13 protein-coding genes are annotated in these 16,736 nt (G+C 72.2%); 9 read left to right on the top strand and 4 right to left on the bottom strand.

Going from position 1 to position 16,736, the window contains the following annotated elements; translation table 11 throughout:
• Nucleotides 1-26: 26 nt before the first annotated feature.
• The gene (locus AMK22_RS06690; RefSeq protein WP_073782291.1) at nucleotides 27-1,634 is read right to left on the bottom strand and encodes an AMP-binding protein; all 1,608 of its coding nucleotides are present in this window, start codon (nucleotides 1,632-1,634) and stop codon (nucleotides 27-29) included.
• A 55-nt stretch (nucleotides 1,635-1,689) separates the two neighbouring features.
• Nucleotides 1,690-3,372 (bottom strand): AMP-binding protein, encoded by a 1,683-nt coding sequence (locus AMK22_RS06685; RefSeq protein WP_073782290.1) that lies wholly within the window; start codon nucleotides 3,370-3,372, stop codon nucleotides 1,690-1,692.
• Between the two features lie 157 nt (nucleotides 3,373-3,529).
• Here AMK22_RS06685 and AMK22_RS06680 point away from each other — a divergent pair, with 157 nt between their 5' ends.
• The 3 genes from AMK22_RS06680 to AMK22_RS06670 all read left to right on the top strand — a co-directional run bounded on the left by AMK22_RS06680 (nucleotide 3,530) and on the right by AMK22_RS06670 (nucleotide 6,011).
• Nucleotides 3,530-4,393: a helix-turn-helix transcriptional regulator gene (locus AMK22_RS06680; protein ID WP_073782289.1), complete on the top strand. Its 864-nt coding sequence runs from the start codon at nucleotides 3,530-3,532 to the stop codon at nucleotides 4,391-4,393.
• A 206-nt stretch (nucleotides 4,394-4,599) separates the two neighbouring features.
• Entirely contained in the window at nucleotides 4,600-5,475 is an 876-nt protein-coding gene (locus AMK22_RS06675) for a DMT family transporter (RefSeq protein ID WP_073782288.1), read from the top strand.
• A 113-nt stretch (nucleotides 5,476-5,588) separates the two neighbouring features.
• Nucleotides 5,589-6,011: a cold-shock protein gene (locus AMK22_RS06670; RefSeq protein WP_073782287.1), complete on the top strand. Its 423-nt coding sequence runs from the start codon at nucleotides 5,589-5,591 to the stop codon at nucleotides 6,009-6,011.
• A 95-nt stretch (nucleotides 6,012-6,106) separates the two neighbouring features.
• Here AMK22_RS06670 and AMK22_RS06665 read toward each other — a convergent pair whose 3' ends face one another.
• Nucleotides 6,107-6,337, bottom strand: a complete 231-nt coding sequence (locus tag AMK22_RS06665; protein ID WP_073782286.1) for a DUF6296 family protein — start codon at nucleotides 6,335-6,337, stop codon at nucleotides 6,107-6,109.
• 272 nt (nucleotides 6,338-6,609) lie between these two features.
• On the opposite strand from AMK22_RS06665, the gene AMK22_RS06660 reads away from it, so the two are divergent.
• Nucleotides 6,610-7,062, top strand: a complete 453-nt coding sequence (locus AMK22_RS06660) for a DUF5709 domain-containing protein (RefSeq protein ID WP_073782285.1) — start codon at nucleotides 6,610-6,612, stop codon at nucleotides 7,060-7,062.
• A 216-nt stretch (nucleotides 7,063-7,278) separates the two neighbouring features.
• On the opposite strand, the gene AMK22_RS06655 is transcribed toward AMK22_RS06660, so the two are convergent.
• Entirely contained in the window at nucleotides 7,279-7,779 is a 501-nt protein-coding gene (locus AMK22_RS06655) for an SRPBCC family protein (protein ID WP_073782284.1), read from the bottom strand.
• Nucleotides 7,780-7,961: 182 nt separating this feature from the next.
• On the opposite strand from AMK22_RS06655, the gene AMK22_RS06650 reads away from it, so the two are divergent.
• The 5 genes from AMK22_RS06650 (at nucleotide 7,962) to AMK22_RS06630 (ending at nucleotide 16,717) form a co-directional block, all read left to right on the top strand.
• Nucleotides 7,962-10,415 (top strand): endonuclease/exonuclease/phosphatase family protein, encoded by a 2,454-nt coding sequence (locus AMK22_RS06650; protein WP_073782283.1) that lies wholly within the window; start codon nucleotides 7,962-7,964, stop codon nucleotides 10,413-10,415.
• A 434-nt stretch (nucleotides 10,416-10,849) separates the two neighbouring features.
• Nucleotides 10,850-11,518: a nitroreductase family protein gene (locus AMK22_RS06645; RefSeq protein ID WP_242433875.1), complete on the top strand. Its 669-nt coding sequence runs from the start codon at nucleotides 10,850-10,852 to the stop codon at nucleotides 11,516-11,518.
• Nucleotides 11,519-11,778: 260 nt separating this feature from the next.
• A complete protein-coding gene (locus AMK22_RS06640) occupies nucleotides 11,779-13,326 on the top strand; it encodes a peptidoglycan recognition protein family protein (protein WP_073782282.1) in 1,548 nt (515 codons plus the stop codon).
• Between the two features lie 309 nt (nucleotides 13,327-13,635).
• Nucleotides 13,636-15,072 (top strand): MFS transporter, encoded by a 1,437-nt coding sequence (locus tag AMK22_RS06635; protein WP_073782281.1) that lies wholly within the window; start codon nucleotides 13,636-13,638, stop codon nucleotides 15,070-15,072.
• Nucleotides 15,073-15,154: 82 nt separating this feature from the next.
• Nucleotides 15,155-16,717 (top strand): FGGY family carbohydrate kinase, encoded by a 1,563-nt coding sequence (locus AMK22_RS06630; RefSeq protein WP_073782280.1) that lies wholly within the window; start codon nucleotides 15,155-15,157, stop codon nucleotides 16,715-16,717.
• The last annotated feature ends 19 nt before the right edge of the window (nucleotides 16,718-16,736 follow it).

Here is a 16,736-nt window from a genome sequence, read left to right as displayed (position 1 = left end):
CCCGGGCGCGACCGGGACCGCTGCTCCTACGCGCCGTAGCCCTCGCGCAGTTCGATCTTCCGGACCTTCCCGCTGACCGTCATCGGGAAGGACTCCAGGATCCGCAGGCCCCGCGGGATCTTGTAGTGCGCCAGCTGCTCGCGGCAGAACTCCGTCACCTCGTCCAGGGTCGGCGGGTCCTCCGGGTCCCTCGGGATGACGCAGGCGAGGACCTCCTCGCCGTAGGTGTCGTCCGGCACCCCCACCACCTGCACGTCCGCGATCTTCGGATGGCCGTAGAGGAACTCCTCGACCTCCCGCGGGTACACGTTCTCGCCGCCCCGGATGATCACGTCCTTGATCCGGCCGACGATCTCCACGTAGCCGTCCTCGCGCATCACCGCGAGGTCCCCGGTGTGCATCCACCGGCCGGGGTCGATGACCTGGGCGGTGCGCTCGGGGTCCTGCCAGTAGCCGAGCATCACGCTGTAGCCGCGGGTGCACAGCTCGCCCGCCGTTCCGCGCTCCAGGGTCACCCCCGTCACCGGGTCGACGACCTTGACCTCCAGATGCGGCATGACCCGGCCGACCGTGCCGGTGCGCCGCTCCAGGTCGTCGTCCCGGCGGGTCTGGGTGGAGACCGGCGAGGTCTCCGTCATCCCGTAGCAGATGGACACCTCCTCCATGTGCATCTCGGCGACGACCCGCTTCATCACCTCGACCGGGCACGGCGATCCGGCCATGATCCCGGTGCGCAGCGAGGACAGGTCGTACGAGGCGAAATCGGGGAGGCTCAGCTCCGCGATGAACATCGTGGGCACGCCGTAGAGCGAGGTGCAGCGTTCCTGCTGCACGGCGGCGAGCACCGCCGCGGGCTCGAAGGCGGGGGCCGGGATCACGATGCAGGCGCCGTGCGAGGTGGTGGCGAGATTGCCCATCACCATGCCGAAGCAGTGGTAGAACGGGACCGGCAGGCAGACCCGGTCCTGTTCGGTGTAGGCGATCATCTCCCCCACGAAATAACCATTGTTGAGGATGCTGTGGTGGGAGAGTGTGGCGCCCTTGGGGAAGCCGGTGGTGCCGGAGGTGTACTGGATGTTGATCGGGTCGTCGCAGGACAGTTCGGCCTCGCGGGCGGCGAGCTGCCCGCTCGTCACCGATGCCGCCGAGGCCAGGAGTTCGTCCCACGAGGGATCCCCGATGTAGTGCACGGCGCGCAGGTCGGGGCAGTCGGCGCGGACCCGGCCGACGAGGGCACGGTAGTCGCTGGTGCGGTGCGCGAGCGAGGAGATCAGGAGGGATATCCCGGCCTGTTCCAGCACGTACTTCAGCTCGTGCGCGCGGTAGGCCGGGTTGATGTTGACCAGGACGGCGCCGATCCGGGCCGTGGCGTACTGCGTGAGCACCCACTCCGGGCAGTTGACCGCCCAGATCCCGACCCGGTCGCCCTTGGCCACGCCCGCCCCCATCAGCGCGCGGGCCAGCTCGTCGACCGCCGCGCCGAACTCGGCGTACGTCCAGCGCCGCCCGGAGGCGACGTCGACCAGCGCCTCGCGGTCGCCGAACGCCCCGACGGCGCGGTCGAGACTGCGGCCGATGGTGTCGCCGAGCAGCGGCGTGGTGCCGGTGCCGTGCGCGTAGGACAGTTCGCTCATCCCAGGTCCCCCTCGACGTACTCGGTTCCGTTGACGTGCGCGCGGGACGGCCCGCTCATCGGAAGTCCCCCTCGGCGTACTCGGTGCCGGTGCCGGTTCCCCGGGCCGTGCGCTCGCGCAGTTCGATGCGGCGGATCTTGCCGGACACGGTCTTGGGCAGATCGGCGAACTCCAGCCGGCGCACGCGCTTGTACGGGGCGAGGACCGAACGGGAGTGCTCGAAGAGGATCTTCGCGGTGTCGGGGCAGGGCTCCCAGCCCTCCGCGAGCACGATGTACGCCTTCGGCACGGCGAGGCGCATCGGGTCGGGGGCCGGCACGACCGCGGCCTCGGCGACCGCCTCGTGCTCCAGCAGCGCGCTCTCCAGCTCGAACGGCGAGATCTTGTAGTCGGACGCCTTGAAGACGTCGTCGGCCCGGCCGACATAGGTGATGTAGCCGTCCAGGTCCCGGGAGCCGATGTCGCCGGTACGGTAGTAGCCGCCCGCCATCGCCTGCGCGGTCCGCTCCGGGTCACCGTGGTAGCCGGTCATCAGGCCCACCGGGCGGTCCGACAGGTCCAGCGAGATCTCGCCCTCGAGCGCGCCGGGCTCACCGGTCACCGGGTCGAGGAGCTCGACCCGGAATCCCGGGCTGGGCCGCCCCATCGACCCGGCCTTCAGCAGCTGGCCGGGGGTGTTGGCGACCTGCACGGAGGTCTCGGTCTGGCCGAAGCCGTCCCGGATGGTCACGCCCCAGACGCGCCGCACCGTCTCGATGACCTCCGGGTTCAGCGGCTCCCCGGCCGCCACGACCTCGCGCGGCGGGTTCTTCAGCTGGGAGAGGTCGGCCTGGATCAGCATCCTCCAGACGGTGGGTGGGGCGCAGAAGCTCGTGACCCCCGAGCGGTCCATCTCGGCCATCAGGCGTGCCGCGTCGAAACGGGTGTAGTTGAAGATGAAGACGGTCGCCTCGGCGTTCCAGGGCGCGAAGAGGTTCGACCAGGCGTGCTTGGCCCAGCCGGGCGAGGAGATGTTGAGGTGGACGTCGCCCGGCTTGAGACCGATCCAGTACATCGTCGACAAGTGGCCCACGGGGTAGGACGCGTGGGTGTGCTCGACGAGCTTGGGGCTGGCGGTGGTGCCGGAGGTGAAGTAGAGCATCAGCGGCTCGTCGGCGTCCGTCTCCCGGTCCGCCCGGTACGTCTCCGGGTGGCCGTCGGCACCCGTGTACGGCAGCCAGCCCGGCACGTCCGCGCCCACGGCGATCCGGGTGTAGTCGCCGGGCACCTCGTCGAACTTGGGGGTGTCGGTGTCCCGCACCAGCACGTGTCGGACCCGGCCGCGCTCCACCCGGTCCCGCAGGTCGGCCGGGCCGAGGAGCGGGGTGGCGGGGATGACGACGGCGCGCAGCTTCATCGCGGCGAGGGCCGTCTCCCACAGTTCGACCTGGTTGCCGAGCATGACGAGGATCCGGTCCCCGGCCCGGACGCCCCGGGCGCGCAGCCAGTTCGCGACCCGGTTGGAGCGCGCGGACATCCGCGCGAAGGACACCTCGGTGCGGTCGCCGTCCTCCTCCACGATGTGCAGGGCGGTGCGGTCGTTGTTCTCCGCGATCACGTCGAACCAGTCGAGCGCCCAGTTGAAGTGATCGGTCCTGGGCCAGCGGAAGCCCTCGTAGGCCGCCTGGTAGTCCTCGCGATGACGCAGCAGAAAGTCCCGGGCGGCCCGGAACGTCTCCGTCGCGCTGGTTGCCGACATGTGCCCTCCTCATTGCGGACCGGACCGGTCGCTTAACATCATGTAAACAGTGACCCAGATCTCACCACCCCCGAACGGGGGTGCGCCGAGCGGGTCACCTGGGCCGTGTCTTCGAACCGGCGGTGTCCGGCCGTCGGCCGGGCAGAGAGGCGTCAGCGTGCCGGAACCCGACAATGCCGTCGACATGGGAGCGGCCCTGCTGCGGCTGCGCCGGGCCAGTGGGCTGCCCGTCGCCTTCGGCGGGCTGCTCTCGGACGCCCGCCATGCCCGGATCGCGGAACTGAACGGGGCGCAGACCGGCGCCCTGCGCGGGCTCGTCATCTCGGCGGGCAGCGGCCTGGGCGGGAAGTCGATCGCCCTGTCCCGGCCGTGCGCGGTCGCCGACTACCGCGCCTCCCGCCACATCAGCCACGAGTACGACATGGCGGTCGCGGCGGAGGGGCTGCGCTCCGTGGTCGCGGTGCCCGTCGTCGTACGGCGCAAGGTACGCGGTCTGCTGTACGGGGCGCTGCGCGAGCCGGTCACGCTCGGGGACCGCATGTTCGACGCGGCGGTGGCCGCGGCTCGCGACGTGGAGCACGCCCTGGTCGTCCGGGACGAGGTGCAGCGGCTCCTGGCCGTCACGCGGGAGCAGCTCACCGACGCCGGGTCGGCACCCCCGGGGGTGTGGGAGGACGTCCGTGAGGCCCATCGCGAGCTGCGCACCCTGGTCCCGAAGGTCGTCGACCCCGCGCTGCGCGAGGAGTTGCTCGCGGTGTGCGGGCGGCTCGCCTCGGCGGCCGGGTCCGGCTCGGGAGCGGGCTCCGGGAATCCGCGACGGTGCGAGGTGCGGCTGGCGCCGCGCGAGCTGGACGTGCTGGCCTGCGTGGCCGCGGGCACGACGAACGCGGTGGCGGCGGAGCGGCTGGGGCTGCGCCCGGAGACGGTGAAGGGGTATCTGCGTTCGGCGATGCGCAAGCTGGGGGCGCACACGCGTCTGGAGGCGGTGGTGGCGGCGCGGCGCGCGGGGCTGCTGCCGTGAGGTCCGCCCGGTCCGCGTGACCGGGGCGGCACGTCGTCCGGGCCGGGTGGAGGGCGCGTCCCGCCGGGGCAGGATGCGCGGTGCGCCGCCGGAGCCGGACGCGGGATACACGCCCGGGGCCGGGGGCTCCCCCGCTCCGTGCGGCCCGCCATGCCGGAGGGGCGCGGGACCGGGGATCGCGGGTCGGCCGCCCGCATCATGAGCGGGTGATCAGTGTCCTGTTCGCCGTCCTGACCGCACTCACCAACGGAGCGGCCTCCGTCCTCCAGCGCCGGGCCGCGCGCACCGTCCCCGACAGCGAGGCGATGCGGCTGTCGCTGATCGGGCACCTGCTGCGCCGTCGAACCTGGCTCGCCGGGATCGGTCTGGTGATCGTCGCGGCCGTCTGCCAGGCCGTGGCCCTGGCCACCGGGCCGATCGCCGTGGTCCAGCCGATCTTCGTGATCGAGCTGCCGGCCACGCTGCTGATGGCGGGATTCGTCATGCGGGTCCGGCTGCCCGCCTCGCTCTGGTACGCGGTGGCGGCCATGACCCTGGGACTGGCCCTGGGCATGGTCTCGGCGGCGCCGCAGGGCGACGGCGCCGCGGTGCGGGGAGCGGTCTGGATTCCGGCGCTGATCCTGACCGGACTCTTCGAGGCGGCGCTGATCGGTACGGCGCTCGGCGTCCGCGGCAACGCCCGGGGCGCGCTGCTCGGTCTCGCCGCCGCGTGCGGGTACGCCCTCACGGCCGCGCTCATGAAGGACGCCATGGCGCGGCTCCGGGGTGGGGGCGGGGCGGTGGCGCTGCTGGCGTCCTGGCAGCTGTACGCCACCGCCGCGGCGGGGGTGGGCGCGCTGTTCCTGCTCCAGAACGCCCTCCAGGCGGGCATGCTGGTCGCGGTCCAGCCGCCGCTGACCCTGGGTGACGCACTGATCAGCGTGTTGTACGGGGTGACACTGTTCGACGAGCGACTGCGCACCGGGTGGTGGCTGGTGCCGGAACTGGTCGCACTCGGGCTGATCACGGTGGGCAGCATCGTGCTGGCCCGCTCCCCGCTCGCCTCGGGGGCCGCGCCGCCAGAACCGCGCCGGCTCCGGTGAGCGGGCGGCGCGATTCCCGGACCGGGTCGCGCCGCGCGACCGCCGGGGCTATTCTCCCGTCGAGCCATGTGTGGCGACGGGCGAGGGGCCCGGTTCTTTCTTTGGGGGTTGGTGTGGTTTCTGGTCGCGTGGTGCGATTCGACAGCGCTCGGGGATACGGCTTCATCGCGCCCGATCACGGCGGTGAGGACGTCTTCCTGCATGTGAACGACATGTTGATCCCGGAGTCCTATGTGCACACGGGCACTCAGGTCGAGTTCGAGATCGAGGACGGTGACCGCGGGCTGAAGGCGTCGTCCGTCCGGCTCGCCGAGGGGCCCGACGGCAAGCCGCTGACCCCTCCGAGGCCGGCCGCCTCTCACGCGGGGTCGGCGGACGACGACGCTCTGTGCGACGTGCTCAGCTCGGCCGCGTTCACCAGGGAGGTGACCGACATCCTGCTGGAGTCGGCGCCGACGCTGACGGGTGCCCAGATCCTCCAGGTCCGGGGCGCGTTGCTCCAGTTCGCCAAGAACCACGGCTGGACCGAGGGCTGACCGGACCCGCGTGCCGGACCCGGCCCGCGGCCGGTGACCCGTCCCGTACCGCACGGGCCCGGACGGGGACCGTTCCCCGGGCGGGCCCGGGCGGGTCAGGCGCTCGGTTCGCGCACCACCAGTGGCGTGCCGAGGACCTGGTGTCCCCCGCTGGCCAGCATGCGCACCTCTCCCCGGTCGCTGATCTCCGCGCGTACGATCCCGGTCTCGTCCTCGTAGATCGGGTACCCACCCGCGCCCGAGCGCTCGGTGCGCCGGACGGTCACCGTGTCGTCCTCCACGGCGGACGACTGAAACACCAGCTCGTAACTCTCCGGGTAATCCATGGCGGCTCTCCCGACACCGATGGGGGCAGGGCATGGCCCGCCTGCCACACGTCCATGGTCCCTCGGACCGGCCGTCCGCGCCCGGGGGACGAACGGCTGCGGACTCCTGCCGGGGCCACTTATCCTGTACCCATAAGGACGCTTCGGCGGTCTTGAGGCGCTTATTGCGTATATGCCGTAAACGCGCACGTTTCAGCGCGTACGACCCGTTCCGCCCGAGTCATGTGTCCGGCGCGCAGGGCCGGGGTCCCGGAACCGGGAAGGGACAGACCATGAAGGACGCCGAGATGGGGGACGATGTCTACCAGCCCCAGCAGCCGGAGGCATCCGACCTCCCCGAGCAGCTCGACATCGAGGACACCCTCGACAACCGCGGGCTGACCGACCTGCTCGACGAGGGCTACTCACCGCCCGAGCGACCGTGGGCGGTGGAGGACCTGGGCACCACGGCCGCCGAGCAGCACAGCGGCGAGCCCCTGGAGAGCCGTCTGGCCCGGGAGCTCCCCGACATCACCGCTCTCGACGGCGACGGCATGGGGGATCTCTCCGACAGTGACGGCGAACTCTGGGACGGGGAGGTCGGCGCGGTACGCGCCGGACGTCTCACCCGGGAGCTGGACATCGACGAGCCGGACACCCTGGCGGCCGAGGACGTCGGGATCGACGGAGCAGGGGCGTCGGCCGAGGAAGCGGCCGTGCACGTGGTCCCGGACAACCAGCTCTGAGCTCTGAGCGCAGTCCGGCTCCGGGACGCCCCCGGACACCCGAGGTCGGACGGCAGCCCGGACGGCCCTCGTGGTCACGGCACGGCGTCGCAGTCGCGGCATCCCCACGTCGCGCACGGTCACGGCACCGCGTCGCACTCGCGGCGTCCTCACCTCGCGCACAGCCTCGCCGTCGTGCGCTTCGGCCGGAACCCGTCCCGAGCGCCCTCGCCGTCCTCACTCCGGCTCGTCGAGGAACCTCCCGCCCTCCAGCAGGGTCTTGAGCGTCGAGAGGATCATGACCCAGCCGCTGCTGACGCCCTCCAGCATCCTGCTGTCCGGACTGTCGAAGCCGTCGTGGGTGAGCGTCAGCTTGATGCCCATCTCGGGCTCCTCGGCGGGCTCGATGGCGAAGGCGACCTTCGACCGTTCACGGACGGCCTTCTCCCACTCCTCGTCCGAGGCGAAGTCGAACATCTGACGGTGCATGGGCTGCAGGGTGTGCCAGGTGTAGGAGAGCCGCCTGCCGGGCTCCGCCGCCAGGACGCGCTGTCCGACCTCCTCGAACTCGCCGTCCGGGTCCATCTTCCAGCGGACCGGCGCGCCGACCTCCCAGGTCGAGTCGGGGCCGTATCCGCCCATGTAGATCTTGATGGACTCGGGGTCGGTCAGCGCCTGGTAGAGCTGCTCGGCCGTGGTCTGGATGTAGATGACGTAGACGAACTCCGGCTTGTCCATGGCTGCTCCTTCCGGCCCCCGCCCTCCCACCGTAGGCAACCGCCCGGTTGCCTACCGGGCGCGACCCGCCCCCGCGCCTCCATGACGCCGCGAGGATGTACGGAATTCACTTCTGATGTCTTGTCAAGGCTGGTTCTACGCGCATAGCTTTTGCCCTCACCAGACTTCGGGAGCAGCCCACCGTGCACATATCCAGACCCCGTTCCGTCCTGCTGGCCGGCACCGTCGCCGTGACGCTGTCGGCCACCGCGCTGCCCGCCGCCTTCGCGGCTCCGTCCTCGACCGCCGTGATCTCCGAGGTGTACGGCGGCGGAGGCAACTCGGGCGCGCAACTCACCCGCGACTTCATCGAGCTGGGCAACGCCGGCACCGCCGCGTACGACCTGTCCGGGTTCAGCGTGCAGTACCTGCCTGCCGCCCCTTCGGCCGGTTCGCTGTGGCAGGTGTCCGCGCTGTCCGGTTCCCTCGCCCCCGGCGGTCGCTACCTCGTCGCCGAGGCGGCGGGGACCGGCGGCACCGAGGCCCTGCCGACGCCGGATGCCACCGGCACCATCGCGATGTCGGCCACCGGCGGCACCGTCGCGCTGGTCTCCGGCACCACCCCGCTGACCTGCAGGACGGCCGCCGACTGCGCGGCCGACACCCGGATCGTGGACCTCGTCGGCTACGGCTCCGCCGTCGTACGGGAGGGCTCCGGCCCGGCCGCCGGGGCGTCGAACACCGCCTCGGTGGCGCGCGCGGCCTCCCTCGCCGACACCGACCACAATGCCGCGGACCTCACCGCGGGCACTCCGACGCCGGTCAACGCGGCCGGCGAGACGTCCGGCGGGTCCGGACCGGTCGATCCCGGCGGCCCGACGGAGCCCGGCAGCGTCCGGATCCACGACATCCAGGGCACCACCCGGGTGTCGCCGCTGAACGGCCGCCAGGTGACCGGGGTGCCCGGCGTCGTCACCGGCGTGCGCGCCACCGGCTCGCGCGGCTTCTGGATCCAGGACACCGCTCCGGACGCGGACCCCCGTACCGCCGAGGGCGTGTTCGTCTTCACCGGGTCCGCCGCGCCGGGGGTCGCCGTGGGCGACTCGGTGCTGGTCAGCGGCAAGGTGGACGAGTACTACCCGTCGACGACCAGCCAGTCGGTCACCGAGATCACCTCGCCGAAGACGACGGTCCTGTCCTCGGGCAACCCGCTGCCCGACCCGGTGGTGCTCGACGCGGCGTCGGTGCCGGACGCCTACGCGCCCTCGGCGGCCGGTGGTTCCATCGACGGCCTGCCGCTCGAACCGTCGGCGTACGCCCTCGACCTGTACGAGTCGCTCGAAGGCACTCGCGTCCGGATCGCCGACACCCGGGTGACGGGTGCCACGAACGCGTACGGCGAGATCTGGGTGACCGTGAAGCCGCAGGAGAACCGGACCGCGCGCGGCGGCACCCTCTACTCCTCGTACGCCGACCAGAACACCGGCCGCGTCAAGGTGATGTCGCTCGACGCGAACCGTCCGGTCCCCGTCGCGAACGTGGGCGACGAGCTGTCCGGGGCCACCACCGGGGTCATGGACTACGCCTCGTACGGCGGCTACACCCTCCAGGCCACCGAGCTGGGCACGCTCACCGACCACCACCTGCGGCGCGAGGTGACCCGGAAGCAGAAGGGCAAGGAGCTCGCCGTCGCCACGTACAACGTGGAGAACCTCGACGCGCTGGACGAGCAGGCCAAGTTCGACACCCTCGCCGAGGGGATCGCCGTCAACCTCTCCTCGCCCGACATCGTGTCGCTGGAGGAGATCCAGGACGACAACGGCGCGGTGAACGACGGCACGGTCGGCTCCGAGGCCACCCTGAAGCGGTTCACCGACGCGATCGTCGCCGCGGGCGGGCCCCGGTACGCGTGGCGGTACATCGCCCCCGAGAACAACAAGGACGGCGGCGAGCCCGGCGGCAACATCCGCAACGTCTTCCTCTTCGACCCCGAGAGGGTCGACTTCGTGGACCGCGCGGGCGGCGACGCGACGACGCCCGTGGCCGCGGTGCGCACGAAGAAGGGGGTCGCGCTCTCGGTGTCGCCCGGCCGGATCGCCCCGGCCAGTGAAGCCTGGGCCGACAGCCGCAAGCCGCTCGTCGGCGAGTTCCGCTTCCACGGAAAGCCGGTGTTCGTCATCGGCAACCACTTCGCGTCCAAGGGCGGCGATCAGCCCCTGCACGGCAAGTACCAGGAACCGAGGCGCACTTCGGAGGTCAAGCGCGTGCGGCAGGCGACGGAGGTCAACACCTTCGTCAAGTCGCTGCTGGCGGCCGACGACTCGGCCCGCGTCATCACGCTCGGGGACCTGAACGACTTCTCGTTCTCCCCGACGATGGACGCGCTGACCGAGGGCAAGGTGCTGAAGCCGCTGATCGACACGCTGTCGGCGAACGAGCGGTACAGCTACGTGTACGACGGCAATTCGCAGACGCTGGACCACATCCTGACCAGCCCCGGCATCCGCCGCTTCGACTACGACGTGGTGCACATCAACGCGGAGTTCGCCGACCAGGCCAGCGACCACGATCCGCAGATCGTACGGGTCGAGGTCAACGCCCCCGGGAACGCCCACGGGCACGGGCCCGAGCACGGCCACGGCCACGGCGGGCACTGACCTCCGAGGCGTACGGGCGGGGTGCGGGCGTCCCCGCCCGGGTCACGCCCATGTCCCGTGAGAGCCGTGCCCGGGTCGCCTCCGCGGCGCCCGGGCACGGCTCTCACCCTCTCGGCACCGGGCGCGGGCGCGCCGCCGGGCGCGGGACGACGACCGGGCCACGTGAGGGATGAGTGCCGTTCGGGGGACGTCGGCCGGTCCGGAGGACCCTTCTATACGCCTTTCGCGCGGACCGGGCGTCCGCCGTCGGCAGGTTCCGGGACCCGGGGGGCCGTCCGGCCCCTCCCGTCCCCGTGATCACGACCCTAGACTCCGCGATCATGACAACCGACGCGAACATGCTGGCCGACACGGCCGCGACGGACGGTGCGATCACGACGGACGGCGCGCCGGACGGCGCCTCCGGAGCGGACGGACCGGCGCTGTTCACCATCATGTCCACGATGCGCGCCATGCGCCGCCTCAAGCCGGACCCGGTGCCCGACGAGACGCTGGAGCGGCTCGTGCAGGCCGCGGTCTGGGGCCCGAGCGGCGGCAACATGCAGTGCTACGAGTACGTGGTGGTGACGGACCGTGAGGTGATGGCCCGTCTCGCGCCCCTGTGGAAGCGGTGCGTGGACGCGTATCTGGCGACCACCGGGAAGCACGCGCCGGCGGGCATGGACGACGCGGCGTACGGGCGGATGGTCGCCGCGATCGAGTACCAGCGCGACCACTTCGCGGACACTCCCGCGCTGATCGTTCCGTGCTACCGGTTCCCTGAGCCGCGAGTGGACGAGGACGGGCTGCGGGAGTCCGCGCGGGCGCTCGGCCCGGCCGCGACCGAGCACATGGTGAACACCCAGGACCGGTTCCAGGCGCTCGCCGAGGGTTCCTGCGTCTACCCGGGGGTGCAGAACCTGCTGCTGGCCGCGCGGGCACTGGGGCTCGCGGCGAACATCACCATCTGGCACCTGATGCTGGAGCGGGAGTGGAAGGCGGCGCTCGGCATCCCGGAGGACATGCGCACCTTCGCGGTCGTGCCGGTCGGCCTGCCGCAGGGCTCCTTCGGTCCGGTCCGGCGGCGTCCGGTGGCGGACGTCATCCACCGCGACCGCTGGTAGCGACGCCCGCCCGGCCCCCTTCGCCCAGCGGGGGCCGGGCCTGCGGGCGTCCACGGCCCGGCCCTCGACCGCGCACCGCCCCCGGCTCGCGCTCGGTTCCGGACGGCGCGTCAACCCCATTCGGGTGAAAGGGAGTTGGACGCGCGGACGAGATCATTGTCATGACCTGAACACGTCGCTACGCTGAGCGGCTCCGTGCCCCTCCCGCCCGTCCGGGCCCAGGGACGCACGCCTTCCCCCCACACAGAGCAGGAGCAGGTATGCCCCGACGAGACGGCCTCCACACAAGGGTCCGTACCTCCGTCCTGGCGGCCCTCACCGCCACCGTCCTGGCCGCGACTGGTACCCCAGCCCTCGCCGCGTCCGAGGACGACCACCCCATGAACCGGGCGTTCGCGCGGGCGGCCGAGGAGTTCGGCGTACCGCGCGATCTGCTCACCGCCGTCGGGTACGGCCAGACCCACCTCGACGGCCACGCCGGGCGTCCCAGCCAGGACGGCGGGTACGGGGTGATGCACCTGGTGAGCAACCCCGTGGACCGGACGCTGGAACGGGCCGCCTCGCTCACCGGCGCGTCCCCCGCCGAACTGCGCACCGACACCGCCGCGAACGTCCTGGGCGGCGCGGCGGTGCTGAGGGCGTACGCCGACACGCTCGGCCTCGACGCCCGGGACCGCGACGACATCGACGCCTGGTACCCGGTCGTCGCCCGGTATGCCGGTACGGACGGGCCGGCCGCCGCCCTGTACGCCGACGCCGTCTACGACGTCCTGGCCGACGGTCTCGACACCGTCGTCCCCGGCGGCGAGCGGATCTCGGTGACGGGCCGCCCGGTCGCTCCGCGAAATGACCCGTGGGCCTCCGCCGACGTGCGGACGCAGAGTCCGGACTACCCGTCGGCGCTGTGGGTCCCGGCCCACGAGAAGAACTACGCCGCCGGGCGCACGGCGGCGATCGGCAAGGTGGTCATCCACGTCACGCAGGGCTCGTACGCGGGCTCGATCAACTGGTTCCGCGACCCGGCCTCGGGGGTGAGCGCGCACTACGTGGTGCGTTCCTCCGACGGCGAGATCACCCAGACGGTCCGCGACTCCGACACCGCGTACCACGCGCGCAGTGCCAACTCCTCGACGCTCGGCGTCGAGCACGAGGGGTTCATCGACGACCCGTCCTGGTTCACGGACTCGATGTACCGCTCGTCCGCCGCGCTGACCAGGCACCTGTGCGAGCGGTACGGCATCCCCAAGGACCGGGCGCACATCGTCGGGCACAACGAGGTACCGGGCAACGACCACACCGACCCCGGCCCGAACTGGGACTGGGCGCGGTACATGGAGCTGGTCGGCGGGGACACCGGCACCCCGGCCGACGGGCTGAGCTTCACCTCGTACGCCGCCCTGCGCAGCGGTTCGACCGGACCGCAGGTCGCGGCGGCGCAGCGGCTGCTGGGCGAGCAGGGCCATCCCGCGGGGGCGGTGGACGGCGCCTTCGGCCCGGCCACGCTCGAGGCGGTCCGGGCGTACCAGACGGCCCTGGGGCTGGACGCCGACGGTGTGGTGGGGGCGATGACCTGGACCGCTCTGCTGTCGGCGGGTGAGACGCCCACGATGGGACAGGGCGCCTCGGGCGACGCGGTGAAGCGGCTCCAGCGCGCGCTGACCGCGGCACTGGGCTCGCCGGTCGGCGTCGACGGGAGCTTCGGCCCGGCGACGGCGACGGCGGTGCGCGCGTACCAGACGAGCCGGGCCCTGGCGGCCGACGGTGTCGTGGGTCCCGCCACCTGGGCGGCGCTGCAGACCGGGCGCTGACGAACTCCGCGCGGCCGGTTCCCGGTGCGCCCCCGGCCCGGTCCGGTCGGGGCGCACCGGTCTCCGCTTCCGGCCACCGGTCGGGGCCCGGGGCTTCCGTCACTTTTCGGTAACCTGGCCGAAACCCTTGACGTTTCTCCCGGCGCGTTCTTAACCTCACTGCCTAGTAGGTAGTTCCAGCAGTTCACGTGCTGCGGCGCTTTCCGCAGTGTTTTGACAGGCACAGACACAGACCACCTGTCGGTGGCTTCGTCATGCCTGTTTCTGTGCTCCCCGTGCCGCCGACGGGTCTTCCTCGAAGGCGGACTCATGGCACAACGTCCGAGCGTCAAAGGCGTCGCCGACGTCGTTGCGCTCATCGATGGGCTGGGAAAGATCACCGGCCGGGCGCAGATCATCTGGTTCCTGGTGTTCGGCGGCCTGTTCCTCGACGCCTACTCCAACGCCGCGCTGAGCGCGGGCCTGGGGCCGATGACGACCCAGATGGAGCTCACGAGCACCCAGGTCTCGATCCTCACGGCCACCGCTCCGGCCCTGGCGATCATCTTCAATCCGGTGGGCGGCTGGCTCGCCACCCGGATCGGCCGCGTTCCCCCGCTGCTCATCGCCAAGGTGTTCGCGATCGCCGGGGCCCTGCTCGCCGCGTTCGCCGGTGACTTCACCGTCGTCTGGCTCGGCCGGGTCCTGGTGGGTGTCGCGTACGGCATCGACTTCGCGGTGGCCATGGCGCTGCTCGCCGAGTACACGCCCGCGAAGCTGGGCGGCCGGCTCAACCTGTGGCAGGCCGTCTGGTACGTCGCCACCACCAGCAACCTGGCGCTGGCCCTGCTCTTCTTCCATCTGGACGTCGGCGCGGACATCTGGCGCTGGTCGGTCGGCTCGGCCGCGATCGTCGCCGCCGTGCTGCTGCTGGGCCAGGCGCTGATGCTCAAGGAGAGCCCCACCTGGCTGGCCAGCAAGGGGAGGCTGGAGGAGTCCGTCGCCAACCTGGACCGGATCTACGGGATCGAGGCCGTCGCCGGTGAACCCGACGCGGCGACCCGCACCGCCGCCGAGGCACCCGCCATCGGTTTCCGGCAGGCCGGGCTGCTGTTCAAGGGCGCGTACCTGCCCCGGACGGTCCTCTCCTCGGTGATCTCGCTCGGGCAGTCGATGCAGTACTTCGCGGTCGGCTGGTACCTCCCGCTGATCAGCCTGGCGATCTTCGGCGAGAGCTTCGAGAAGGCCACCATCGGGTCGATGGTGTTCAACGCCTTCGGCATCGCGGGCGGGCTGCTGTCCGCGTACTTCGGTCGCCGCCTCGGACTGCGGCTCAGCTCCGCCGCCGGTTTCGCCGGTGTCTTCGTGGCCCTGGTGGCGATGGGGCTGACCTTCGAGAAGGTGCCCACGGCCGTGGCGTTCCTGCTGCCGGTCCTGTTCATCCTGTGCCACTCGGCGGGCCCCGGCGCCAACGGCAAGTCCATCGCGGCGCTCTCGTACAGCAGTGACGTGCGCGCGCTGGGCACCGGTGTCACCGGCATGGTCGGCAGCTTCGGCAGTGTGGTCGGGCTGTACGTGTTCCCGCAGATCAAGGAATCGCTCGGGCTCGCCGACACCTTCCTGGCGCTGTCCGTCGTGCCGCTGCTCGGAATGATCACCTGTCTGGTGATCAAGTGGGACCCGACGAAGGCCGCCTCGCCCGACGAGGTCGCAGGACAGGACCACGACACCGCCGCGCGACCGGCCCGGTCCATGGCCGCGCGCTGATCCGCCGCACACCCTCCCCTCCCCTCCCCTCCTCCGCTCCTCCGCACGGCTCGCTCGCGATGCCCGCAACGAAAGGGCTGCAATGACGCAGACGTTCCCCGGCGCCGCCCCACGGCGCGGTGTGCTGTCCATCGACGAGGGCACCACGGGCACCCGGGCCGGAGTCGTCCTCGACTCGGGCGCCGCCCACGAGGTGTTCTACCGGTCGATCGCGGTCGGCCACCCGGACGACCTCTCCGTCGAGCAGGACCCGATGGAGATCTGGACCGCCACCGTCGAGGTGGCGCGCCGGGCCGTCGACCGGGCCCGTGAGGAGGGCATCGAGGTCACCGCGGTCGCGCTGTCCACTCAGCGGGCCACGGCCATGCTGTGGGACCGGGTCACCGGGCGGCCGTTGCTGCCCGCGGTGGTGTGGCAGGACCGGAGGTACGCGCAGGAGCTCACCGCGTACGAGGCGGAGTGGGACGCCGCGCTGCTGGCCCGGCAGGGCCGGCCGGTCGGCGCCCGTTCCCCGTTCCTCTGGGCCGCCCGGCAGATCGCCGAGCACCCGGAGGTGGCCGGGGCGCACCGGGCCGGACGGCTGCTCTTCGGCACCGTCGACACCTGGCTGATCTGGCGGCTGACCGGCGGCGCGGTGCACGCCACCACTCCGACCAACGCCGCCTCCACCGGCGGCTACCTGCTGGAGCGGCACGCCTGGGACGAGGAGTGGATCGGCCGGCTCGGCTTCCCCCTCGACCTGCTGCCGGAGCTCCGCTCCGACGATGCCGGTTTCGGCACCACCGACCCCTCCGCCCTCGGCGTCGCCCTCCCGCTGGCCGCCTCCATGGGCGACCAGCACGCCGCGCTCGTCGCGCTCGGCGGGCTCGCCGCCGGGCAGGGCATGTGCGTGTACGGGACCGGTGCGTTCGTCGACGCGGCGACCGGCACCACGCCCGCCCTGCCCCGGCCGGACATCTCCGGGGTGCTCGCCCAGCCCGGCCGGCGGCAGGGCGGCACCAGCCACTACAGCCTGGAGGCGTATACCTCCACGGCGGGTTCGGCACTGCGCTGGCTCTGCGACGACCTGGGCCTGTTCGCGTCGCCGAAGGAGCTCGGTGAGGAGGCGGGCCGGGTCCCCACCCGGCCGGGCCGCACCCCGCGTTTCGTCCCGGCGCTCGCCGGGGTCCGTACGCCGGTCTGGCACCCGGAGGCCACCGCCGCCCTCACCGGGCTCACCCTCGCCACCACCCGCGCCGATCTCGCCCGCGCCGTGCTCGACGGGATCGCGCACTCGGTGTGCGACCTGATCGACGGGGTCGCCGACACCATGGGCACCCCGTTCACCCGGCTCCGGGTCGGCGGCGGCGTCTCCGGCAGCGACCCGCTGATGCGGATCCAGGCCGACCTGACCGGTCTGCCGCTGGAACGGGTCTCCGACTCCGCGACCGCCAGCCTGCGCGGCACCGCCTATCTGGCCGGGGTCGCCCGCGGCCTGTGGTCCTCCCTCGAAGAGATCGTCGAGGCGCAGCCGCGCGGCCGCGTCTTCGAGCCGTCGCTCCCGGCGGCCGAACGCGCCGAGCAGCGGGGCGCCTGGCGTGAGGTGCTGATCGCGCATCTCGGCGACCCGGCGCTGCGCCCCCTCAACACGTCCACCCCCCACTGACGGCCCCGGCCGTCGCACC

The organism is Streptomyces sp. CB01580, from assembly GCF_001905795.1.
Lineage (GTDB): Bacteria > Actinomycetota > Actinomycetes > Streptomycetales > Streptomycetaceae > Streptomyces.
The sequence above is the reverse complement of the archived record's forward strand: the minus strand, read 5'-3'. Positions and strand labels throughout refer to the sequence as shown.

Coding starts and splice junctions, on each gene's coding strand:
- AMK22_RS06690 (WP_073782291.1), bottom strand. CDS start 1,634: ATGAGCGAACTGTCCTACGCGCACGGCACCGGCACCACGCCGCTGCTC.
- AMK22_RS06685 (WP_073782290.1), bottom strand. CDS start 3,372: ATGTCGGCAACCAGCGCGACGGAGACGTTCCGGGCCGCCCGGGACTTT.
- AMK22_RS06665 (WP_073782286.1), bottom strand. CDS start 6,337: ATGGATTACCCGGAGAGTTACGAGCTGGTGTTTCAGTCGTCCGCCGTG.
- AMK22_RS06660 (WP_073782285.1), top strand. CDS start 6,610: ATGAAGGACGCCGAGATGGGGGACGATGTCTACCAGCCCCAGCAGCCG.
- AMK22_RS06655 (WP_073782284.1), bottom strand. CDS start 7,779: ATGGACAAGCCGGAGTTCGTCTACGTCATCTACATCCAGACCACGGCC.
- AMK22_RS06645 (WP_242433875.1), top strand. CDS start 10,850: ATGTCCACGATGCGCGCCATGCGCCGCCTCAAGCCGGACCCGGTGCCC.
- AMK22_RS06640 (WP_073782282.1), top strand. CDS start 11,779: ATGCCCCGACGAGACGGCCTCCACACAAGGGTCCGTACCTCCGTCCTG.
- AMK22_RS06635 (WP_073782281.1), top strand. CDS start 13,636: ATGGCACAACGTCCGAGCGTCAAAGGCGTCGCCGACGTCGTTGCGCTC.
- AMK22_RS06630 (WP_073782280.1), top strand. CDS start 15,155: ATGACGCAGACGTTCCCCGGCGCCGCCCCACGGCGCGGTGTGCTGTCC.